The organism is Paenarthrobacter ureafaciens, from assembly GCF_004028095.1.
In the GTDB taxonomy this organism is placed as follows: Bacteria; Actinomycetota; Actinomycetes; order Actinomycetales; family Micrococcaceae; genus Arthrobacter; species Arthrobacter ureafaciens.
The window spans coordinates 22,275-43,225 of the sequence record NZ_SBHM01000007.1 but is presented as its reverse complement, the minus strand read 5'-3'; the positions used below and the strand labels follow the sequence as shown (position 1 = coordinate 43,225).

The following is a 20,951-nucleotide window of genomic DNA, read 5'->3' as shown; positions in this document are numbered from 1 at the left end:
CCGTCAATCTATCAGCACACCCACGCGGACCCTCGGAAGGAGCCACTCAGGCCAGGCTCCCGGTAGCCGGAACCAGCAGCCCGGCCACGGACTCCCGGTAGCTTTCCAATGTGATGGCCGCCGTCCGCTGCCAGCCAAAGGACTCGGCATATGTCGCCGCGGCCCGGCCCATATCTTCACGGGTCCGGACGTCGTCGTAGAGGTCCTCCAAGGCATCTGCCCAGTCGGAAGGGTCATGGCCGTCCACCAGGATCCCCGTGCGGCCATCCGACACAGCCCGTGTCAACCCGCCGACGTTGGTGGCGATGACCGGAGTACCGCACGCCTGTGCTTCCAAGGCCACCAGGCCGAAGGACTCGCTGAAGGAAGGCATCACCACGACGTCGGCGGACCGGAACCAGCCTGCGAGTTCGGGCGCCACTACGGGCGGCCTGTGGGTGACCACATCGCTGAGCCCGGCTTCTTCGATGATCTTGGTCAGGTCGAAGTCCTTGGCCCCGCTCAACGATCCGAGGATGGTCAGTTCAAGGTTGATGTCCGGGCGGCGCTGGCGAAGGAGGCCGGCTGCCTTCACGAACACCTGGGGTCCCTTCAGCCGCTGGATCCGCCCGGCGAAGACAAGGTGGAAGGTGTCCGGGCCAACGTCGTGTTCCCTGCGGGCCTTGCGCCGGAAGGAGGGCGTGAAAACCCGCAGATCCACTCCGGGTGGTGCCACGTCGATGCGGTCGATGTCAGCGCCGTAGTGTGCCACCAGCTCCTGCGCCTCAGCCGGGGTGTTGGCAATCAGCCGGGTGGCGCCGTCGACGATCCTCTGCTCACCTTCCTCCCGGCGGCGGGGTTCGCGGCGCTCGCCGGACTCAAGGACGAGGTTTTTGACCTTGGCCATGGTGTGCATGGTGTGGACCAGGGGCAGCCGCCAGCGTTCGGACAACTCAAGGCCCGCAACCCCGGAAACCCAATAGTGCGAATGGATGACGTCGTAACGGCCGTGGGGTTGCTGGTGACGGATGCGGTCGATCTCATCCACCATCTGGTGCAACAGCGCGGGAAGCTCTTCCTTGGGCAGTTTGCGGCGCGGGCCGGCCATCACGTTGTGGACGCAGACTCCCGGCCCGGGATGTTCGACGGCGGGCTGCCCGGCAGTGGTGGCACGGGTGAAGATCTCCACCTCAACGCCTACCTCGGCCAGCGCCATGGCCAGGGCCCGCACATAGACGTTCATGCCACCGGCATCACCTGCGCCCGGCTGTTCCATGGGGGAGGTGTGCAGCGACAGGAACGCGACGCGGCGGATCATTGGCACCGCTCACCTCCTGCCCTGATGAATTGAGGGAATTCCCTGCAGAAAACACTACTCCTGCGGCGATCCTGCCGGAGGCACGCCAAACTGCTAGCCTGTCCGCTGTGAGCCACGACGATTCTTTTGAAATCCGCCCCGCAACCCCTGATGACTGGCCCGGCATTTGGTCGGTCATGGAACCGGTCATCCGTGAGGGCGAAACGTTCACGTGGGACCGGGACACCGGTGAAGAAGCAGCCAAAGCCAAGTGGATGAAGGCAGCCCCGGGCCAGACGTTCGTGGCGGTCCGGGAAGACGGTACGGTCCTGGGGACCGGTGAATTCCATCCCAACCAGGCCGGCGGCGGCAGCCATGTGGCCAACGCGGGGTACATGGTGGGCGCCAAGCATTCCGGCCAAGGGGTGGCACGCGCCCTGTGCTCCTACTCCCTGAAGGAAGCGAAGGCCGCCGGTTTCCGCTCCATGCAGTTCAACGCGGTGGTGGAAAGCAACGTCAGGGCTGTGTGGCTCTGGCAGTCCATGGGTTTCCGCATCCTGGCCACCGTCCCCGATGCCTTCGAGCACCCGGAGATCGGCTACGTCGGCCTGCACGTGATGTACCAGGAGCTTTAGCGCCCCCGCCAGAGCCCCGCGAGTTCAGGGAAGCCCGCCTCATACCCGTCAAGGAGGCGGCGGCCCAGCTCCTCGGAACCCACCAAGGGATGCGCGGCGAACGCCTGCACGGCGGCTTCCCGGTCACCCTCCACCACGGCGGTGATCGTGAGCCTTTCCACTTCCTTGATGTGGCGCATCAAGGTGAGGAAAGGCCCTCCGGGACGGTCCTGCGGGAGCGGCAGGGCGCCGTCGGACGTCACCTCGCAGGGAACCTCGACGACGGCGTCCGCAGGCAAACCGGGCACCGCCACCTCGGCCGGGGGAGCCCACGGGACAGCTGCCACGGGCGAGTTGGGAACGTTGAGGATCAACTGGGTGGTCATGGAAGCTGCAGAACCGGGGAAGAGGGCGCGCATGAGAGACAACGCAACGCGTTCGTAGCCGCCCCCGGCCAGGTCCTGCTCGTCCCTTTGCTCGCCCTTGGTCCGTGATTCCGCGAGGTAGCCTTCCTCCCTGGACCGGCGGGCTTCTTCCCACGACGCGTAGGCGTTGGCCGGGCCTGCCAGCGCTGTGTAGAGGGCCTGCTGCTGGTCATGGATCGATGCTCCGCGGGTGCTCGCTTGGCGGCGGATCCCGTCGATGGCCTGCTGGGTGTCGTAATAGTAGTAGAGGTATTCGTTCGGAAGGCAGCCGAGCAATTCCAGGGTGTGCTGCCCGAAGAGCCGGCCTTCCTCAATTGACGCCAACGCTGCGGGGTCGGCAAGGAGGCCGGGGAGCAGGTCCCGTCCTTCCGGTGCCAGGCGGTAAAGCCAACCCAGGTGGTTGAGCCCGTAGTAGCCCACGCCGTCGAGCCTTCCGTCCGGCAACGCATGGCCTGCGGCCGCCGCCGCGCGTTTGACCAATCCACCGGCGGAATCGCAGATTCCGATCACTTTCCGTCCGAGCACCGGCACCAACGCCTCGGTCACCATCCCGGCAGGATTGGTGAAGTTGATCAGCCACGCGTCCGGGCTGTTCAGGCGCATGGCGCGGGCAAGTTCGAGCATCCTCGGGATGGTCCTGAGGGCGTAGGAAATCCCGCCTGCGCCCGTGGTCTCCTGCCCCAGGAGGCCGAGGTCCAGCGGGACACGTTCATCGATGATCCGGCCGGCCGTACCGCCTGGGCGGATGGCGGCGAAAACCACGTCGGTGCCCGTCAATGCAGCGCCAAGGTCTGTGGAAACCACGACGGCGGGCGGCGCGCCGTCCGCAACCGGCATGTCCCGGAGGACGGCTTCAACAGCCGCCAGGCGGGACGGATCGACGTCGTAGAGCACCAACTCGTCCACCACATCCGCGAAAGGACCCAAGCACAAGGCGCGGTAGATGAGGGGAACCCGGAATCCGCCGCCGCCGGCGATCATGAGCCGCATGATTCGAGTCTATGCAGCCCGGAGGGTGCAGCGTAGTGTGCCGTGCATGGATGCAATGCCACAGCGTCGCTTCGATCCCCTTGCCGCTGTAAGGCCCGACGGCGACCACCAGTGCGATCTACTTCTTACCGGGACTGTTTTCCAGGACATAATTTTCACCGGCCTTCCGCATTCCCCGGAACCGGGCACTGAAGTGTGGAGCGAAGGGATGGGCAGTTGTCCCGGGGGAGTGGCCAACCAGGCGATTGCCGCGGCAAGGCTGGGTTTGCGGACCAGCCTCGCGGCCACTTTCGGTGACGACGGCTACGGGGATTACAACTGGCAGATCCTCGAATCCCAGGAACACGTGGACCTTTCGCTCTCACGCAGGATCCCGGGCTGGCACTCTCCGGTGACGGTGTCCATGTGCGTCAACCAGGACAGGTCCATGGTCACCCACGGCCATCCCGCCCCCGTCAATGCCTCGGAGATGATCGGCAAACCGCCCAAGGCGCTCGCGGCCGTCGCGGATCTCGGCGAGGAGCTGGAACCGTGGATGCTCACAGCGAAGGAAAGCGGCACCAAACTTTTCGGGGTTGTCGGCTGGGACCCCAGCGGTGAATGGTCCCAACGCAGGCTGGAGCAACTGGAACACTTCCACGCGTTCCTCCCCAACGCGCCCGAGGCCATGGCCTTCACCGGCAAAGCCGATCCCTGGGCTGCCCTGTATTCCCTGGCGGACCGCGTTCCCGTGGCCGTGGTGACTCTTGGAGCGCAAGGGGCCATGGCGGTGGACTCCGAAACGGGCGAGGAAGAATGGGTGCCTTCCCTGCCGGTGCCGGCGTCCGACCCCACCGGAGCAGGTGATTGCTTCGATGCGGCCTTCATCGTAGGAAGCCTTGCCGGGTGGAAGCTCGGGGACCGCTTGCGGTTCGCCAACCTGTGCGCCTCGCTGGCAGTGCAGCAGGTGGGCGGGTCCCTCGCGGCGCCCGGATGGGGTGACATCGCCGACTGGTGGCAGCGCGCCAACGCACGGAAGGAACGCCAAACGAGCCAATGGCTCAGGCGGTTCGCCTTCCTGGAGCCGATTGTCAAGGACATCCCCGCCGAAGCGCAGCGCCGGGCCCGGGCGACCATTGCGCACCTGTCCGACGCGCAGTAGCGGCGGGCCCGCCAACCCTCCCGCAGTTAACGGCAGTTCACTGGCGCCACTAGAATCTCTAGGGTGACTTACGAAGCAGCTGCAGACATCGGAATCGGGTCGAAACCATCAATCGCCAAAACAGCGGTGCTTGAGCGCTCCGCCGTGATCGACCTCGAAGCCGTGCGGCACAACGTTCGTCAGTTCGCCGGAATCGCTTCCCCGGCCAACGTCATGGCCGTCGTGAAGGCCGATGCTTACGGGCACGGCGCGGTGCAGGTTGCCCGCGCAGCACTGGAAGCAGGCGCCACCTGGCTTGGGGTTGCCCATATTTCCGAGGCGTTGGCCCTGCGGGCAGCCGGCCTCGATGCCCCCATGCTGGCTTGGCTGCACACGCGGGAAAGCAACTTCCAAGCCGCAGTGGCCGCCGGCATCGACGTCGGGGTCTCCGGTTGGGAGCTGGACGCGGTGGTCGCGGCGGCCCGTGAGCAGGAACGTCCCGCCAGGGTCCACCTAAAGATCGATACCGGCCTTGGCCGCAACGGCTGCCCCATAGCCGACTGGGACCAGTTGGTGGGCCAGGCCATGGAGTACCAGGACGAAGGGCTCTTGCGCGTCGTGGGCATCTTCTCGCATCTGGCCGTAGCCGATGAACCGCAGCGGCCGGAGACGGACCAGCAACTGGCCGTCTTCCGGGAAGCAATCGCCATTGCCGAGGACGCCGGCGTGGATACGGAAGTCCGCCACATCGCCAATACTCCGGCCACCCTGTCACGTCCCGATTCACACTTCGACCTGGTCCGCGTCGGGCTGGGTATTTACGGACTCTCACCGTTCCAAGGTGCCACTTCCGCCGAGCTTGGCCTCCGCCCGGCCATGACGGTCCGCGCCCTTGTTTCCAACTGCAAGACGGTCCCTGAGGGCCAAGGCGTGTCCTACGGACTGAACTACCACACCGCCGGCCGTACCACGCTGGGCCTCATCCCCCTGGGGTACGCGGACGGTGTTCCGCGGGTGGCCACCGGCGGGCCGATCCGCGTCAACGGCGTCACGTACCCGGTGGTGGGCAGGATCGCCATGGACCAGATGGTGATCGACTTCGGGCCGCTGACGCCCGAGGAAGCAGCCAAACTCAAGGGCGCTGAGGCGGTCATGTTCGGTGAAGGCACCGACGACGGTCCCACCGCGGACGAATGGGGCCGAGCCGCGGGCACCATCAACTATGAGATCGTGACCCGCATCAGCCCCCGCGTTCCGCGCACCTACGTCAATGAGTCCGCTGCCGGGCCAGCGGCCGGGGCTGAATCAGCTGCCGGCTCGGTCCGGCCCAGTGAGGCGGCAGCTAAGGCAGCCTCGCTGTGAACCAACCGCAATGGGAACGCCGCTTCAACGTCACGACGGCGGAGCAGACACACGCGCTCGCCGCAGCTCTGGGCGGGGTACTGGAAGCAGGAGATCTCCTGGTCCTCACCGGTGAACTGGGTGCGGGCAAGACAACGTTCACCCAGGGCCTCGGCGAGGGGCTGGGTGTCCGGGCGGGCATCATCTCGCCCACTTTCGTCCTGGTGCGCATCCATCCCAATCTTCCGGACGGCCCCCGGCCCGGCGGTCCGGACCTGGTCCACGTGGACGCCTACCGCCTTGAGTCTGCGGCCGAAATCGATGACATTGACCTCGAAAACACCATGGATACGTCCGTGACGGTGGTGGAGTGGGGCCGCGACCGGGTGGAGCATCTTGCCGAAAGCCGGCTGGACGTGGAACTGCACCGGGCCGTAGGCGGCGAATCCACGACGGAAACCGACACTCCCCGGCAGGACGACGTCCTTGACTTCGATACCGAGGAGGACGACGAGCCACGCACCATCGTTTTCCGCGGCTACGGTCCCCGCTGGGCGGAAGTACCGGACGTCCTGGAAACCGCGCTGACAGGGGGAAACAACTGATGCTGATCCTGGCCATAGACACTTCCGCCGTCGCCAGCGCCGCACTCATTTCCGATGAAGCCTTGGAAACCGTGGTGGATTCCTTCGTCACCGAGGACACCCGCAGCCATGCGGAAGTCCTGGCGCCCGGGATCGGGCAGCTCCTGGCACGCGCCGGCATCACGGGTGCGGACATCGATGCCATCGTCACCGGCGTCGGCCCCGGTCCCTTCACGGGCCTGCGCTCCGGCATCGCGACGGCCCGCACACTGTCTTTCGTCTGGAACAAGCCGCTGTACGGGCAGATGAGCCTGGACGCCATCGCCTTGGAGGTGGCCGGATCCACGTCCGCCGTGCCGGAATTCCTGGTGGCCACGGATGCCCGGCGCAAAGAGGTTTACTGGGCGCACTACACCCTGGCTGACGGCCAACTTCCCCACCTGGTGGATGGTCCCCATGTGGGCTTCGCGGCCCAACTGCCGGACCTCCCCGTGTTCGGCGCCGGAGCCGGCTTGTACTCTGAGGTCCTGGACGCCAACGAAGACTTCGCTGCGACGCAGCCGGACGCCGCTTCCTTGGGACAGTTCGCCTTGGCGAAGCTCGCCGCGGGGGAGACCCTGCTGGATTCGACACCCCTTTACCTGCGCGAGTCCGATGCCCAGGTGCCTGGACCCCGGAAGCGGGCCTTGTGATGAAGCTGTCTCCCAACCTCGAACGTGCCGGCATCTCCCTCCGGGACATGACAGACGCCGACGTGCCCGCAGTGGAGGCCCTGGAACGCAGGCTGTTTCCGATCGATGCCTGGCCGCTGCAGATGTTCTTCGATGAGCTGTCCCAGCCCGAAACACGCCGTTATGTGGTGGCAGAGTCCGCGGGTGAAATCATCGCCTACGCGGGTTTGATGTGCATTGAGCCCATCGCGGACATCCAGACGATCGCCGTCGTGCCTGAATGCGAAGGCAAGGGCATCGGCTCAGCGATCCTCACCGAACTCATCGACGAAGCGCGGCGCCGCAAAGCCGCTGATGTATTGCTGGAGGTCCGTGCAGACAACCCGCGGGCGCAACAGCTGTACCGCCGCTTCGGTTTCGAACAGATCCATATCCGCCCGCGCTACTACCGGGATGGCACCGATGCCTTGATCATGCGGCTGCCACTGAATGTTGCCGGGTCCACAGAAGGAGCAGAGGCGTGAGCGCCGTACTTCCCAACGCCGCATCCCCCAAGGAACCACTGGTCCTGGGCATCGAGTCCTCCTGCGACGAGACCGGCGTCGGCATTGTGCGGGGGACGACGCTGCTGACCAATACGGTCTCCTCTTCCATGGACGAACATGTCCGCTTCGGCGGAGTCATTCCGGAAATCGCCTCGCGGGCGCATCTGGACGCCTTCGTCCCGACGCTGCAGGAATCGCTGCAGGAAGCGGGAGTGACCCTGGAGGACATCGACGCGATTGCCGTCACGTCCGGGCCCGGCCTGGCCGGAGCCCTCATGGTGGGCGTCTGCGCGGCCAAGGCGCTCGCAGTAGCCACCGGCAAGCCGCTTTACGCGATCAACCACTTGGTGGCGCATGTGGGCGTCGGCCTTCTGGATGCAAAGCACGACGCCGGTGCTGCCGCAGGCCTGGGTGCCGGGCAACTGCCGGAGAACCTCGGTGCCCTCCTGGTCTCCGGAGGACACACGGAGATCCTCCGGATCCGGAGCATCACCGATGACGTTGAACTCCTGGGTTCCACGATCGATGACGCCGCAGGGGAGGCTTACGACAAGGTTGCCCGCATTCTTGGCCTGGGCTATCCGGGTGGTCCGGCCATCGACAAGCTGGCACGCCAAGGGAACCCGAAAGCCATCCGCTTCCCGCGCGGCCTGACCCAGCCCAAGTACATGGGCACCGCCGAGGAAAAAGGTCCGCACCGCTATGACTGGTCGTTCAGCGGCCTCAAAACGGCTGTGGCGCGCTGCGTGGAGCAGTTCGAAGCCCGCGGTGAAGAGGTTCCAGTGGCGGACATCGCGGCGGCTTTCCAAGAGGCTGTTGTGGACGTTATTACGTCCAAAGCCGTCCTGGCCTGCAAGGAGCATGGCATCACCGACCTCTTGCTGGGAGGCGGCGTCGCCGCCAACTCCCGGCTCCGCGAACTGACCGGACAGCGGTGTGCTTCGGCCGGGATCAAGCTGCACGTCCCGCCGCTGAACCTGTGCACGGACAACGGTGCCATGGTTGCTGCCCTCGGGGCTCAGCTCATCATGGGAGGGATAGCCCCCAGCGGGGTGGCGTTTGCGCCCGATTCCTCCATGCCCGTCACCACGGTGTCGGTCCCGGCCTGAGCCCGAGCTAACCGGTGCCCCGACCTGCCCGGTGCGGGATCAGGCGTCGGGGCCCTTGCGCATCTGTTGGACGAGGTCCATCACCACGGCCTGCAGATCGCCATTGTGTTCGGCGGCCACACGGCGCTGGCGCTGGTAGCTGGCACCCCGCTCAATGATTTTGGCAACGTCGGCGAGTTCCTCCGAGCAGCCCAGCTCGGCGGCAATCGGCTCAAGCCGTGCCAGGGTTTCGGTGAGGTGCTCGGTGACGAGTTTCTCGTTGCCTTCGGCGTCCAGGATGATGATGGCTTCCATGCCGTACCGGGCTGCACGCCACTTGTTCTCCTGCACGTGCCACGGCGGCATGGTGGGAATAGTGCCCCCTGCGTCCAGGATTCCGGAAAACTCGTGGACCAGGCACTGCGTCAGGGCGGCGATGGCGCCGACTTCCTCCAGCGTTGCCAGGCCATCGCAAATGCGCATCTCGATAGTTCCGAGCGCCGCCACAGGCCTGATGTCCCAGCGGATCTCCGAAATGGCGTCGATGACACCAGTGGTGAACATGTCCTGCACATAGGACTCGTAGGCCTCCCAGGACTGGAACTGGAAGGGCAGCCCGGCGGTGGGCAACTGCTGGAACATCAGGGCCCGCTGGGACGCGTACCCTGTTTCTTCGCCGGACCAGTAGGGGCTGGAGGCCGAAAGAGCCTGGAAGTGCGGGAAGTAGTTGACCAGTCCATCTAGAATCGGAAGGACCTTGTCCCGGCGGTCGATGCCGACGTGGACATGGACGCCGTAGATCACCATCTGGCGCCCCCACCACTGGGTACGCTCGATCAACTTGGCGTAGCGCTCCTTGTCCGTCACCGGTTGGAGGAGGGGAGGGCTGAAGGGGTGGCTTCCGGCGCAGAAAACCTCAACGCCCATGGAATCCGTGACCTCGCGGACCGCTGCCAGCGAACGGCTGAGGTCTTCTTTGGCTTCTTTGACCGTGTTGCAGACGCCGGTGACCAGTTCGACTGTGTTGAGGAGCAGTTCCCGCTTGATATGGGGGTGCTCGTCGTCCTCGTTGAGGTCCGGATGATTGGCGGCAACGCCCCTGAGGACGTCGTTCGCGACCGAGACGAGTTCTCCTGTGCGTGCGCTGACGAGCCCCAGCTCCCATTCCACACCCAGCGTCGATTGCCTGGATGGCGCAAACTCTATATGCACGTAGTCCCCTCGTTGTTTTGTCATTTCGGCCGGACGCCGCCCCGCTGCGGGGCCGCCAGCGGTCGGATCAAGTCTAGTGCAGCCCAAGGCGCCGGACGGGCGAAGGGTAATGTCTTTCCGCTTCTTGCTATTGAGAACAATTCTCAATTACGCTGGCTTTCATGCACATCACAGTCCTTAGCTCACTAGACACCCATTGCCGCGACTCTGCTGCTGCCCGGCTCGGCCGCACCCACGGCAACTCGGCGGTAGTCCTCCACGACCTCCTGGACGGGTCGCTCGTGCTGCGGAGGGTTTACCGGGGCGGCCAACTCTTTGAGCGGGAAACCACGGTTCTTGAGCACGGCTGCCTCAGCTGCACCGTCCGACTGGATGTGGTTCCGACCGCGGAGCGGCTCGCTTCCTGCGGGTTCGACCAAGTAGTCCTGGGACTCCCGCCGGGAGTCGCTGCAGCCATGGCGGCAGCCGAACTGAAGCAGGCCCTGGATGGTCGCATGGTCATCGACAACGCGGTGCTGGCAGTCGACCCCGCGGAGCTCGAGGACCACATGTGGGACCGGCACACCCTGTATGAATCCGGCTTCACCGCAATGCCCGAAGACGACCGGACCAGCGGTGAGTTCCTCATCGGAGAATTGGGCCACGTGGACTCCGTCATGCTGTTTCCGGGCCTCAGTGCCGGGCTGAGCGGTGAAACGCGGATTGACAGCGCGCATTGGCGGGCCGGCACCGAACTCGTTGGGCAGCTGGCGCCGCATGCTGCCGTCATTGGCTCCGCTGATAAGTTCACGCCGGGATGCTACGACCATGTCGAGGCAATCGCCCGGACCAGGCCCGGCGTGGTTCGCCGTCCACCGGATGATGCCACGGGGACGTTCAGCACCGTCCTCCACGCTCTGTCCAAGCCACTCCATCCGGGCCGTTTTCGTGAAGCCCTGCCGCAGCTGGCCGCCGGCACCCACTGGATGCGGGGCCGCCTTTGGATTGCCTCGGCCGCCAACATCCGGATCACAGTTCAGGGGATAGGCCCTCGCGTTTGGCTGGAAAGCACAGGGCCCTGGTCAGTCGAGGCGGCCGCACAGGCAAAGCCGCACACCGGCGTCGACATGGTCCTTGACGGTCACGCCCACCACGGCGACCGCGGAACCGTGCTGGCCCTAACCGGACGGTCGGAAGACGTGAACGCACAGGAAATCAGGCAGCTGTTGGATGGCTGCCAGCTGACCGAGGCGGAGATGGAGGCCCAACCCGCGGCGTGGGATGACCCGTTTGAGCTCAGCAAAGCCCTCTAGCCCTACAACACAAAGGAGAACATCAATGAAAGTCCGCAACTCGCTCCGTGCCTTGAAGAAGATTCCCGGAGCCCAGATCGTGCGGCGGCGCGGACGCACCTTCGTGATCAACAAGCAGAACCCGCGTATGAAGGCCCGGCAAGGCTAGCCGGGGCCACGGGGCGGGCCGGCGTTCATAAATATGACTTAGTGGTCCGCCCGCCCTGTCCGGGCTGTTTAATGGATGCATGCCCATCCTCAACAAAGACATGTCCCTGTGCATCTCGTTGGCTGCGCGACCCAGCAACATCGGGACCAGGTTCCATAACTATCTCTATGACCAGTTGGGCCTGAACTTCGTTTACAAAGCCTTTGCCCCCGCCGACATCACCATGGCGGTCGCGGGCATCCGCGGACTTCCCATCCGTGGAGCCGCAGTCTCCATGCCCTACAAGGAGCAGGTCATTGACCTGGTGGACGTCATGGACCCCTCAGCGAAGGCCATCGACTCCGTCAACACGATCGTGAACAATGACGGCGTCCTCACCGCCTACAACACCGACTACATTGCCATCGCGCGGCTCCTGAAGGACCACGAGGTGCCGACCAGCCACTCAGTATTGCTCCGGGGCGCGGGCGGGATGGCCAAAGCTGTGGCCGCCGCCCTCCGTGACGCCGGGTTCACCGACGTGACCATCGTGGCGCGCAACGAAACCACGGGCAGGGCGCTCGCAGCGCTGTATGGCTTTACGTGGCAGGACGACGTGAACGAATCCACAGCGGACCTCATTATCAACGTCACGCCGCTGGGCATGGCCGGTGCGGACGAGACTGCCCAGTCCTTCGACGACGCCACCATTGCAGCGGCGAAGATGGTGTTCGACGTCGTCGCCTTACCGTCTGAGACTCCGCTGATCGCTGCGGCGCGCCAGGCCGGCAAGCCCGTCATCACGGGAGCGGAAGTGATTGCCATCCAGGCGGAAGAACAGTTCGTTCTGTACACGGGCGTCCGTCCCACTCCCGAACAGGTCCGCGAAGCGTCGGAGTTTTCGCGGCGCCAAGCCTAAGGTCGGGCCCCGGGGCCCTCCCGCCAGCGCCCCGGCCTGTGTCAGGCGCTGACCGGCTCCACGACGACGGCCACCCTCTCCTCCCCGATCCGGGTGAGGACCAGGGTGGCTGTCTTGGGTTTTCCGGCTTTCCCGGCAGGTTTGCCCGGCAGGAGTTGCTTGCGGAGCTCTTCCGGCGTGACCGCTGTTCCGCGCTTCTTGATGTCCAGTACGCCGATTCCGTTCGCTTTTACCCAGGCCTTGAGGGCTTTGACGTTGTATGGCATGACGTCCAGCACCCGGTAGGCGCGGGCGAAGGGCGTGTCGCGCAGCTCCGGCGCGCAGATGTAGGCAATGTGCTCGTCCACCAAGTGGCCGTTCAGCATTCCTGCCACATCCGCGACGAGGCCCGCCCGGATCACTGCGCCGTCCGGCTCGTACAGGAATCCCTCCACGGGCCCGACGGCGGCTGCCGGGCCGCCGTCGAAATCCTCACCGCTGGTGATCTCCGCAGCGCCCTGGGGGCCGATCACCAGGGCCGCCCGACGGACACCGGGCCGCGCCACTGCGTTGAACCACAGCGTTACCTCGGTGACGTCGCCACCTACGGACACCCACTGCGCTTCGCAGCCTGCGGGAACTGATTCGTGGGGCATGCCCGGACCCATCTTGACGCCGACGGCGCGTCCCGTGGCGGCAAGGCCTTCCACGAACGACAACGGCGGAGAGAAGGCTTCCGGGTCCCAGATCCGTTTGGTTCCGGAGGTGGACGTGGTGCGCCGTGCCGGATCAAGCCACACCCCGTCCACGCCGTCCAGGTCAACGGAGGTGGCATCGGAATGAAGGACCCTGGCGTGGGGGAACGGCATGAGGTTGATAGTGGCGCACGCGGCTGTGGTCTCGTCCATTTCAACGGCGGTGACGTTGATGTCCATGGAGGCCATTGCCATGGAATCGGCGCCCAATCCACAACCCAGGTCAGCTACGTGCGAAATTCCGGCCTTGGCGAAACGTTCGGCGTGACGTGCCGCAACGTTGAGCCTGGTGGCTTGTTCCAGGCCGGCCTGGGTGAAGAGCATTTGCCTGGCGAACTCTCCGAACTTTGCCTCCGCGCGGGTCCTGAGGCGGGATTGGGTAAGGACCGCGGCGACCAGCTCTGCCGGGTGCCCGGCCTTGCGCAGTTCCTGGTTCACTGCCATGGCGTCGGCCTCTTTGTAGGGCCCTAACGAGGCGAGAAGCTCCCACCCTTCGGTAGTCAGCAACGGCGCGAGGTGGTCCTGGGGAGCGTGGGGCATGCCATCCAGCCTAACGTTTATGACCTGCGGGCCGGGACCGGCCAGGTCATCCGGATAGGGTTGTTTTCATGGAAGACACCGCAACCCCGCAGCCCTCCGACACCAACAATCCGGACGACCACAGTTCCGCCCGTTCCGGAGCCGAAGAGCATAGCCCCGGCCGGTCGCTTTCTACTTACGCCCGCCCGGCATTGATCGCCGGCGTCGTTATCGCCGTCGTCTGCGTGGCGCTGTTGATCGTCATTTTCGCCTTGGATGCCTTCAACGCAGCTGCCTATTCCGTCTCCGGAAAAAACATTGGCGACGCGACGGACGAGGCCCGCGATATCCGCGAACTCCACAGCGGCGCACGTGCAGGGGGAATCATCGGTTTGGTGATCTCCGGCGTCGTAGCTGTAGGCGCCGGCGTCGTGCTCTACCTGAACCGCGGAACGGCGGGCGGCAACGACGACGATGACTACGATCTCGAGGACCTCCGGGACCAGTAGTCCGGGTTCACCCATGACGAAATGCTGGCACTCACCTTGACCGAGTGCTAACGCCTTACATAGAGTCTTGTTAGCACTCTCCCCGTGAGGGTGCTAACCACTACCGCCAGGTACGCTGCCGGCACCGCGACGACGGTTGCACGCCTCGGCACCCTTGTTCTTAGTCCATGAATCAGCTCATGAAAAGGAGAGATCCGAGTGTCGGTCTCGATTAAGCCTCTTGAGGATCGTATTGTTGTTCGCCCGCTCGAAGCAGAGCAGACCACGGCTTCCGGCCTGGTCATTCCGGACTCCGCACAGGAGAAGCCGCAGGAAGGCGAAGTTGTTGCAATCGGCCCCGGCCGCTTCGATGACAACGGCAACCGCGTGCCGGTTGACGTAGCTGTTGGCGACGTCGTTATCTACTCCAAGTACGGTGGAACCGAAGTCAAGACCGGTGGCAACGAGTACCTCGTTCTGTCCGCCCGCGACGTCCTCGCGATCGTCGTAAAGTAACTTCCTGGAATCCCGCGCTGCAGGCCCGCTTGGAATATCTTCCAGCCGCCTGCGGTGCGGGTTTTCCGTTCTGAAAGGACACAACCATGGCAAAGCAGCTTGCGTTTAACGACGCTGCCCGCCGGTCCCTCGAGGCCGGTATCGACAAGCTCGCCAACACCGTCAAGGTGACGCTTGGTCCCCGCGGCCGCAACGTCGTCCTGGACAAGAAGTGGGGCGCCCCCACGATCACCAACGACGGCGTGACGATCGCCCGCGAAGTTGAGCTGGACGACCCCTACGAGAACCTTGGCGCACAGCTTGCCAAGGAAGTCGCCACCAAGACCAACGATGTTGCCGGTGACGGCACCACCACCGCCACCGTGCTTGCACAGGCCCTGGTCAAGGAAGGCCTGCGCAACGTTGCAGCCGGCGCCGCACCGGGCGAAATCAAGCGCGGCATCGAGGTTTCCGTCGAGGCCGTTGCCGCCCGCCTGCTGGAGAACGCCCGCGAAGTCGAAGGCACCCAGGTTGCCAACGTCGCTGCCATCTCCGCGCAGAGCGAAGAGGTTGGCGAACTGCTGGCGGAGGCCTTCGGCAAGGTGGGCAAGGATGGTGTCATCACCATCGAAGAGTCTTCCACCACCCAGACCGAACTCGTCCTCACCGAAGGCATGCAGTTCGACAAGGGCTACCTTTCCCCGTACTTCGTCACCGACGCAGAACGCCAGGAAGCCGTCCTCGAAGACGCCCTGATCCTGATCAACCAGGGCAAGATCTCCTCGCTGCAGGAATTCCTGCCGCTGCTGGAGAAGGCGCTGCAGGCCTCCAAGCCGCTCTTCATCATCGCCGAGGACATCGAGGGCGAAGCCCTGTCCACGCTGATCGTCAACCGCATCCGCGGCACGCTCAACGTTGTTGCCGTCAAGGCTCCCGGCTTCGGCGACCGCCGCAAGGCCATGCTGCAGGACATCGCCACCCTCACCGGTGCGCAGGTTGTTTCCCCGGACCTGGGCCTGAGCTTGGACACTGTTGGCCTGGAGGTGCTGGGTACGGCCCGCCGTATCACCGTCACCAAGGACCACACCACCATCGTTGACGGCGCCGGAACCGAGCAGGACGTTGCGGACCGCGTTGCCCAGCTCCGTGCTGAGCTCGCCCGCACCGACTCCGACTGGGACCGCGAGAAGCTGCAGGAACGCCTGGCCAAGCTGGCCGGCGGCATCGGTGTCATCAAGGTTGGCGCTGCTACCGAAGTCGAGCTCAAGGAAAAGAAGCACCGCATCGAGGACGCTGTTTCCTCTACGCGTGCCGCCCTTGAAGAAGGCATCGTTTCCGGCGGTGGCTCGGCCCTCATCCACGCCCTCAAGGCCCTGGACGAGGACCCGGCCGTCAAGGCACTCGAAGGCGACGCCGCCGCTGCGGTTGGCATCGTCCGCCGTGCACTGACCCAGCCGCTGCGCTGGATTGCCCAGAACGCAGGCTTTGACGGCTACGTTGTGGTTGCCAAGGTTTCCGAGCTCGAGGCGAACCACGGCTTCAACGCCAAGTCCGGCGAGTACGAGGACCTGACGGCTGCCGGCATCATCGACCCCGTCAAGGTCACCCGCTCTGCCCTCCGCAACGCCGCTTCGATCGCTGCCCTGGTTCTCACCACCGAGACCCTGGTTGCCGAGAAGCCGGCCGAGGAAGAAGACGCACACGCAGGCCACCAGCACTAGGCTGCCTGCCCCAAAGAACCCCGGTCACGCCCAGTGGCCGGGGCTTTTTGCTGCCTCGCCGCGGCTGCAAACCGTCCCTCTATCACCTCCCGCCGGCTTTCGGGCGTCCCTCTATCACCTCCCGCCCGCTTTCGGGCGTCCCCCTATCACCTCCCGCCCGCTTTCGGCCGTCCCTCTATCACCTCCCGCCCGCTTTCGGGCGTCCCCCTATCACCTCCCGGTCCCGGCCGACGTCATTGGTGCGGAAGCCCGGCAACCGGCTGATTCTTTGCGTGGAATGCGTCACATTGCGGTCGGTAATCTTGACTAAGTATCCTTATTATCGTTTTGCCTCGTCACAGCAGTGTTGGTCCTCCGGGCGCAGCCCCGGCACGGTCCCGATCCTTAGTGCAAGGTGCGCTGATTGGCGTTCCCCGGCGCCTCCGGGCAAGCCACTTGACTGGGTCGCATGCTCCAAACCGCATATGATGGAACCTTTGCAAAATAGCCCCTGAGGAATCGCCTAACGTGTCTGCATCAACGATCCAACAGCCCGCCCGTCCCGACAGGCGGGCTCATGGACCCGTTGCCAAGTCAAAGTTCCGCCCGGAAATACAGGGTCTCCGTTCGCTCGCGGTCCTCATGGTGGTCAGCTACCACATCTGGATCGGCCGCGTCTCCGGCGGTGTGGATGTTTTCCTGCTGATCTCGGCGTTCCTCATGACGCTCCAGTTCACCGGGCGCTACAAGCAGCGCCGTCCCATGGACTTGGTCAGGCACTGGCTGCACCTGTTCCGGCGCCTGCTGCCGGCCGTCGTCGTCGTTCTGCTTGGCACCCTGGCCGCCACCTTTGTGTTCCTGCCGCCCACGCGGTGGGTGGAAGTGGTGAACCAAGGCTGGGCGTCGTTGTTCTATTTTGAGAACTGGCTGCTCCAGACGCTGGCGGTCAATTACTACGCAACAGACCACAGCCTCGCCAGTCCGCTCCAGCACTTCTGGTCGCTGTCCATCCAAGGGCAGGTGTTCATCCTGTGGCCGGCCATTTTCGCCGCTGTGGCAGTGGTGTGCCGGAAGTTCCAGCTCCGTTACCGGGCGTCGTTGGCCTACGTGTTCGCGCTGATCTTCATCGCTTCGCTGACGTACTCCATCATCTTCACCGCCAACAACCAGGCAGTGGCCTACTTCGATACGTTCGCCCGGCTATGGGAATTTGCCTTGGGAACCTTGGTTGCCTTGATCCTGCCTGCCCTGGACTTCTCCAAACCCGTCCGTGTGGTGATGGGTTGGGCGGGGGTCGCCGCGATGCTCAGTTGCGGCATCCTCCTGCAGGTGCAGACGGCGTTCCCGGGCTTCGTCGCCCTGTGGCCAACCCTTGCTGCCGTTGCCGTCATCGCGGCAGGCCAAACGGGCAGCCGCCTCGGCGTGGACCGCATCCTGAGCTCAAAGTTCCTGGTCCGCCTGGGGGACAATTCCTACGGGCTGTATCTGTGGCATTGGCCCATCCTGGTGATCTACCTGGCGTGGAGCGGCAAGGACCACGCCGGTTGGTTGTCCGGCTCGGCGATCATTGCCCTTGCTTTGGGCCTGGCATTCCTTACCACCAAGTACGTGGAGAAGCCCTTCCGCGAATGGAAGTGGCCGGAGGTGAAGCGGCGCCGCGCTGCCATCTCCATCGCCGTATGCCTGGCAGTTGCCAGCGCTCCGATGGTGGGCTTCCAGTACAAGCAGTACCTTGACCAAAAAGCCGCTGAAACCCAGGCCTTCAATGACAATCCCGGCGCTCACGCGTTGCTTCCGGATTACGTCGATCTGGTGAGCGACGGAGCCAGGACCCTGCCCACGGCCGAGCAGTTGCCGGAGGATTGGGCCCGCCTGAACGGCACGTGCGAGGGCGCCGACAAACCCGAGGACAAGCTCCTCGCGGAGAACTGCCAGCAAAACGATGTTGGCGATGACGCCGTGAAGCACATTGTGGTGCTGGGGGATTCCCATTCGCAGCAATGGCTTGCGGCGCTTGGCCCCATGGCTGAAGCGCATCGCTGGAAGGTGACGGCACTCCTCCTGGGCGGCTGCCATTTCATGCCGGAAAACCCGGACGCGGAGGACCAGTGCAACGAGTTCAACTCTGCGGCATTCCGCTACGTGGCGTCCCAGACTCCGGACGCAGTGTTCATGGTGGGCACCATGGCGTCCCCGTCGTCCCCGGATGAAAAGCTTGTTTATGGTTTCGACCAGACCGTCACCAACCTCAACGACCTCGGCATCCAGGTGGTGGCCGTCCGCGACAACCCCCGGTACGACTACAACGTGACCGAGTGCGCCCTCGCCAAGGGCGTGGACAGCGCCGAGTGCAAGTCGGACCAGCCCGATGTCCTTGCACCAACCAGTCCGTTCGCCCAAGTACAGGGGACCTTCGGTAACGCCGCGTTCCTGGACATGACCGATTTCCTGTGTGACGGCACCACATGCCCCAGCGTCATCGGCAACGTGTTCGTCTACCTTGACGACAACCACTTGTCCCGGACTTACGTCAAGAGCATGGGCGATATGTTCTCCGAGAGGTGGTTTGCCGCGACTGGATGGGCGCAATGACGGAACAGACAAAAAGCACGACGGCGGAGCGCACCTTCCGCCCGGAGGTCCAGGGCCTGCGGGCCCTGGCCGTGTTGATGGTCGCCACGTACCACATCTGGCTCGGCCGGGTGTCGGGCGGGGTGGACGTATTCCTGCTCATCTCGGCATTCCTGCTGACGCTGTCCTTCACCAGGAAACTTGAAGGTGGCAGGCCCCTGCGCCTGCTGCAGCACTGGCTGCACGTGTTCAAGCGCTTGCTGCCCGCCGTCGTCGTTGTGCTGCTGGGAGTCCTCACTGCCACGTGGGCGTTTGTTCCGCAGAGCCGCTGGCCGGACGTTCTGGCGGAGGCCTGGGCCTCTTTGCTGTACCGGCAGAACTGGCAACTGGCTGATTCCGCGGTGGACTACTATGCGCAGAACCATTCAGGCGCCAGCCCCCTCCAGCATTTCTGGTCTTTGTCCATCCAAGGGCAGGTCTTCATCCTGTGGCCGTTGATCTTCGCCGCCGTGGCCCTGCTGCAGCCCTTCCTTGCCAAGGTTTTGCCCGGCAGGAAGGCAGTGGGCCACCGGTCTCTGCTCCTGATGGCGTTCGGGGCCGTCTTCGTGGCGTCGCTGGTGTACTCCATCGACCAGACGGCCAACAACCAAAGCTACGCCTACTTCGACACCCGCACCCGGCTGTGGGAATTCGCGCTGGGATCCTTGCTCGCTCTGGCGTTGCCGTACCTGAAACCGGGTCGCAAGCTCCGCGTGGTCCTCGGCTGGGGCGGCCTGGCTGCCATGCTCTCCTGCGGACTGGTGCTCACGGTTGACCGTTCGTTCCCCGGCTTTGTTGCCCTGTGGCCCACCCTGGCCGCGGCCGCAGTGATCGTGGCAGGGCAAAGCGGAAGCAGGATCGGAGCCGACCGCTTCCTTGCCTCCCGCCCGCTGGTCATGGTGGGGGACAACTCCTACGCCTTGTACCTGTGGCACTGGCCGGTCCTGGTGTTCTTCCTCCTGGTGACGGAAACCGCCACGCCCAACCTGCTGCAAGGACTGGCCATCATGGCCGTTTCCATGATCCTGGCGGTGGCCACTACCCGGTTCGTGGAACGTCCCATGCGCCGCTGGGAGTGGCCCAACGTGCGCTCCTGGCGTGCCGCCGTCGTGATTGCCTCCTGCGGTGCCCTGCTCGCGCTGCCTGTCACCGCCTGGCAGGGTGCCATCTCGGCTGAGGGGGCGGCGATCGCGGACCAGCCCATGGAGCTGACCCCGGGTGCCGCTGCGCTGGCACCGGACAAAGCCGGGCAGCCGACTCCCGAAGCGAAGATCATCCCGGCGCCGGCCGCCATGAAGGATGAGTGGGCGGACATCGACGGCCTCTGCACCGGCGATAACGTCCCGTCGGATCCTCTGCTGGAGGGCTGCCTCCAGAACGATCCGCCGGAAGTCACCACCAAAAAGATCGTGGTCCTGGGTGACTCGCATGCGCAGCAGTACATGGCGGCACTGGGCCCGATTGCCAAAGCGCATGGCTGGGAAGTCGTGACGCTCCTGAAAGGCAATTGCCGGTTCGGCGCGGAGTCCACAGAACGGCCGGACGACTGCAATGCGTTCAACAAAGCCAGCGCGGACTACGTCCTGGAACACAAGCCGGATGCCGTGTTCACGGTGGCATCCCTGACCCACGTCACTGAACCGTTTGAAACAGAGGTCCCGGGCTATCTGGAAGGCATCAAGCCCTTTACCGATGCCGGAATCGACGTCGTGGGTGTTCGGGACAATCCGCGCTTCAGCATCAACATGCCGGAGTGTGTCCAGAAGAAGGGGCCGGATTCCCCCAACTGCAACGCGCCATTGGAGCACTCGTTGGCGGCGTCCTCGCCATTGGACGACTACGCGGGCAAGGTGGACGGGCTGTACCTGGTGGACATGAGCGATTTCATTTGCGCGCAGGGTACGTGTCCGGCCGTGGTGGGCAATGTGTACGTCTACAAGGACGACAACCACCTCACCAAAACCTATGTGCAGAGCATGATTCCCATGTTCGAAGAAAGGCTGCTGGCCGCGACGGGTTGGGCTACTTCCCGGTAGCCATGGGTGCCCTCCGCGGTTGAAATGCACGACGGCGGCCTGCCGCCAGTGCCGTTGCTCACACTCAGCTGCCGCGGAATATGGCGATCGCCGCGGAGGTTCTAGTATTTATCCAACACTTCTGCACAGGCCAGTCCCGTAATGACGGGCTGGTCATCAGTTGCA

Annotated in this window: 19 protein-coding genes; 15 read left to right on the top strand and 4 right to left on the bottom strand. The window is 64.6% G+C overall.

All coding sequences use genetic code 11. The features are described 5' to 3' along the window. Positions 1-46 precede the first annotated feature (46 nt). Complete coding sequence (mshA, locus tag AUR_RS04410) at positions 47-1,303, bottom strand: D-inositol-3-phosphate glycosyltransferase (RefSeq protein WP_062097447.1); 1,257 nt, start codon at positions 1,301-1,303, stop codon at positions 47-49. 92 nt (positions 1,304-1,395) lie between these two features. Between mshA and AUR_RS04405 the strand changes: the two genes are divergently transcribed. Further along, positions 1,396-1,911, top strand: a complete 516-nt coding sequence (locus AUR_RS04405) for a GNAT family N-acetyltransferase (protein WP_062099278.1) — start codon at positions 1,396-1,398, stop codon at positions 1,909-1,911. On the opposite strand, the gene AUR_RS04400 is transcribed toward AUR_RS04405, so the two are convergent. Continuing rightward, positions 1,908-3,305 carry a family 4 glycosyl hydrolase gene (locus AUR_RS04400; RefSeq protein WP_062097445.1) on the bottom strand — a complete coding sequence of 466 codons (1,398 nt, stop codon included), beginning with the start codon at positions 3,303-3,305 and terminating at the stop codon, positions 1,908-1,910. The genes AUR_RS04405 and AUR_RS04400 overlap by 4 nt on opposite strands. Before the next feature lie 46 nt (positions 3,306-3,351). On the opposite strand from AUR_RS04400, the gene AUR_RS04395 reads away from it, so the two are divergent. The 6 genes from AUR_RS04395 (at position 3,352) to tsaD (ending at position 8,675) form a co-directional block, all read left to right on the top strand. Continuing rightward, complete coding sequence (locus tag AUR_RS04395; protein WP_062097443.1) at positions 3,352-4,446, top strand: carbohydrate kinase family protein; 1,095 nt, start codon at positions 3,352-3,354, stop codon at positions 4,444-4,446. A 63-nt stretch (positions 4,447-4,509) separates the two neighbouring features. Continuing rightward, positions 4,510-5,787, top strand: a complete 1,278-nt coding sequence (gene alr / locus AUR_RS04390; RefSeq protein WP_062097441.1) for an alanine racemase — start codon at positions 4,510-4,512, stop codon at positions 5,785-5,787. Beyond that, on the top strand, positions 5,784-6,371 hold the full coding sequence (tsaE, locus tag AUR_RS04385; protein ID WP_021472466.1) for a tRNA (adenosine(37)-N6)-threonylcarbamoyltransferase complex ATPase subunit type 1 TsaE: 588 nt from the start codon (positions 5,784-5,786) through the stop codon (positions 6,369-6,371). Before alr ends, tsaE begins: the two co-directional genes overlap by 4 nt. After that, complete coding sequence (gene tsaB, locus AUR_RS04380; protein WP_021472467.1) at positions 6,371-7,042, top strand: tRNA (adenosine(37)-N6)-threonylcarbamoyltransferase complex dimerization subunit type 1 TsaB; 672 nt, start codon at positions 6,371-6,373, stop codon at positions 7,040-7,042. Before tsaE ends, tsaB begins: the two co-directional genes overlap by 1 nt. Next, positions 7,042-7,545 (top strand): ribosomal protein S18-alanine N-acetyltransferase, encoded by a 504-nt coding sequence (rimI, locus tag AUR_RS04375; protein ID WP_021472468.1) that lies wholly within the window; start codon positions 7,042-7,044, stop codon positions 7,543-7,545. Before tsaB ends, rimI begins: the two co-directional genes overlap by 1 nt. Further along, a complete protein-coding gene (gene tsaD, locus AUR_RS04370) occupies positions 7,542-8,675 on the top strand; it encodes a tRNA (adenosine(37)-N6)-threonylcarbamoyltransferase complex transferase subunit TsaD (RefSeq protein ID WP_021472469.1) in 1,134 nt (377 codons plus the stop codon). The genes rimI and tsaD overlap by 4 nt, the downstream gene beginning before the upstream one ends. 39 nt (positions 8,676-8,714) lie before the next feature. Here tsaD and AUR_RS04365 read toward each other — a convergent pair whose 3' ends face one another. Further along, positions 8,715-9,866 carry a glutamate--cysteine ligase gene (locus AUR_RS04365; protein ID WP_062097439.1) on the bottom strand — a complete coding sequence of 384 codons (1,152 nt, stop codon included), beginning with the start codon at positions 9,864-9,866 and terminating at the stop codon, positions 8,715-8,717. Positions 9,867-10,027: 161 nt separating this feature from the next. On the opposite strand from AUR_RS04365, the gene AUR_RS04360 reads away from it, so the two are divergent. The 3 genes from AUR_RS04360 to AUR_RS04350 all read left to right on the top strand — a co-directional run bounded on the left by AUR_RS04360 (position 10,028) and on the right by AUR_RS04350 (position 12,204). Further along, positions 10,028-11,158, top strand: a complete 1,131-nt coding sequence (locus AUR_RS04360; protein ID WP_021472471.1) for a GTP-binding protein — start codon at positions 10,028-10,030, stop codon at positions 11,156-11,158. 25 nt (positions 11,159-11,183) lie between these two features. Then, on the top strand, positions 11,184-11,306 hold the full coding sequence (gene ykgO / locus AUR_RS04355) for a type B 50S ribosomal protein L36 (protein ID WP_021472472.1): 123 nt from the start codon (positions 11,184-11,186) through the stop codon (positions 11,304-11,306). 79 nt (positions 11,307-11,385) lie between these two features. Next, positions 11,386-12,204, top strand: a complete 819-nt coding sequence (locus tag AUR_RS04350) for a shikimate 5-dehydrogenase (RefSeq protein WP_082694528.1) — start codon at positions 11,386-11,388, stop codon at positions 12,202-12,204. A 41-nt stretch (positions 12,205-12,245) separates the two neighbouring features. On the opposite strand, the gene AUR_RS04345 is transcribed toward AUR_RS04350, so the two are convergent. Next, positions 12,246-13,478 carry a THUMP-like domain-containing protein gene (locus AUR_RS04345; protein WP_062097432.1) on the bottom strand — a complete coding sequence of 411 codons (1,233 nt, stop codon included), beginning with the start codon at positions 13,476-13,478 and terminating at the stop codon, positions 12,246-12,248. A gap of 68 nt (positions 13,479-13,546) precedes the next feature. On the opposite strand from AUR_RS04345, the gene AUR_RS04340 reads away from it, so the two are divergent. From AUR_RS04340 to AUR_RS04320, 5 genes are all read left to right on the top strand, one after another. Next, the gene (locus AUR_RS04340; protein WP_082694529.1) at positions 13,547-13,966 is read left to right on the top strand and encodes a hypothetical protein; all 420 of its coding nucleotides are present in this window, start codon (positions 13,547-13,549) and stop codon (positions 13,964-13,966) included. A gap of 198 nt (positions 13,967-14,164) precedes the next feature. Beyond that, positions 14,165-14,461, top strand: coding sequence for a co-chaperone GroES (groES, locus tag AUR_RS04335; RefSeq protein ID WP_011775524.1), 297 nt, complete (start codon positions 14,165-14,167; stop codon positions 14,459-14,461). 86 nt (positions 14,462-14,547) lie between these two features. Then, positions 14,548-16,161, top strand: coding sequence for a chaperonin GroEL (gene groL / locus AUR_RS04330; protein ID WP_021472476.1), 1,614 nt, complete (start codon positions 14,548-14,550; stop codon positions 16,159-16,161). Between the two features lie 507 nt (positions 16,162-16,668). Then, positions 16,669-18,732 carry an acyltransferase family protein gene (locus AUR_RS04325; RefSeq protein ID WP_062097430.1) on the top strand — a complete coding sequence of 688 codons (2,064 nt, stop codon included), beginning with the start codon at positions 16,669-16,671 and terminating at the stop codon, positions 18,730-18,732. Continuing rightward, positions 18,729-20,786 carry an acyltransferase family protein gene (locus AUR_RS04320; RefSeq protein ID WP_062097428.1) on the top strand — a complete coding sequence of 686 codons (2,058 nt, stop codon included), beginning with the start codon at positions 18,729-18,731 and terminating at the stop codon, positions 20,784-20,786. The genes AUR_RS04325 and AUR_RS04320 overlap by 4 nt, the downstream gene beginning before the upstream one ends. Positions 20,787-20,951 lie beyond the last annotated feature (165 nt).

Bases quoted from the DNA above. Each gene is read 5' to 3' on its own strand.
- ykgO (WP_021472472.1), top strand. From the start codon at position 11,184: ATGAAAGTCCGCAACTCGCTCCGTGCCTTGAAGAAGATTCCCGGAGCC.
- groL (WP_021472476.1), top strand. From the start codon at position 14,548: ATGGCAAAGCAGCTTGCGTTTAACGACGCTGCCCGCCGGTCCCTCGAG.
- AUR_RS04395 (WP_062097443.1), top strand. From the start codon at position 3,352: ATGGATGCAATGCCACAGCGTCGCTTCGATCCCCTTGCCGCTGTAAGG.
- rimI (WP_021472468.1), top strand. From the start codon at position 7,042: ATGAAGCTGTCTCCCAACCTCGAACGTGCCGGCATCTCCCTCCGGGAC.
- tsaB (WP_021472467.1), top strand. From the start codon at position 6,371: ATGCTGATCCTGGCCATAGACACTTCCGCCGTCGCCAGCGCCGCACTC.
- AUR_RS04360 (WP_021472471.1), top strand. From the start codon at position 10,028: ATGCACATCACAGTCCTTAGCTCACTAGACACCCATTGCCGCGACTCT.
- AUR_RS04350 (WP_082694528.1), top strand. From the start codon at position 11,386: ATGCCCATCCTCAACAAAGACATGTCCCTGTGCATCTCGTTGGCTGCG.
- AUR_RS04400 (WP_062097445.1), bottom strand. From the start codon at position 3,305: ATGCGGCTCATGATCGCCGGCGGCGGCGGATTCCGGGTTCCCCTCATC.
- AUR_RS04340 (WP_082694529.1), top strand. From the start codon at position 13,547: ATGGAAGACACCGCAACCCCGCAGCCCTCCGACACCAACAATCCGGAC.
- AUR_RS04345 (WP_062097432.1), bottom strand. From the start codon at position 13,478: ATGCCCCACGCTCCCCAGGACCACCTCGCGCCGTTGCTGACTACCGAA.
- AUR_RS04320 (WP_062097428.1), top strand. From the start codon at position 18,729: ATGACGGAACAGACAAAAAGCACGACGGCGGAGCGCACCTTCCGCCCG.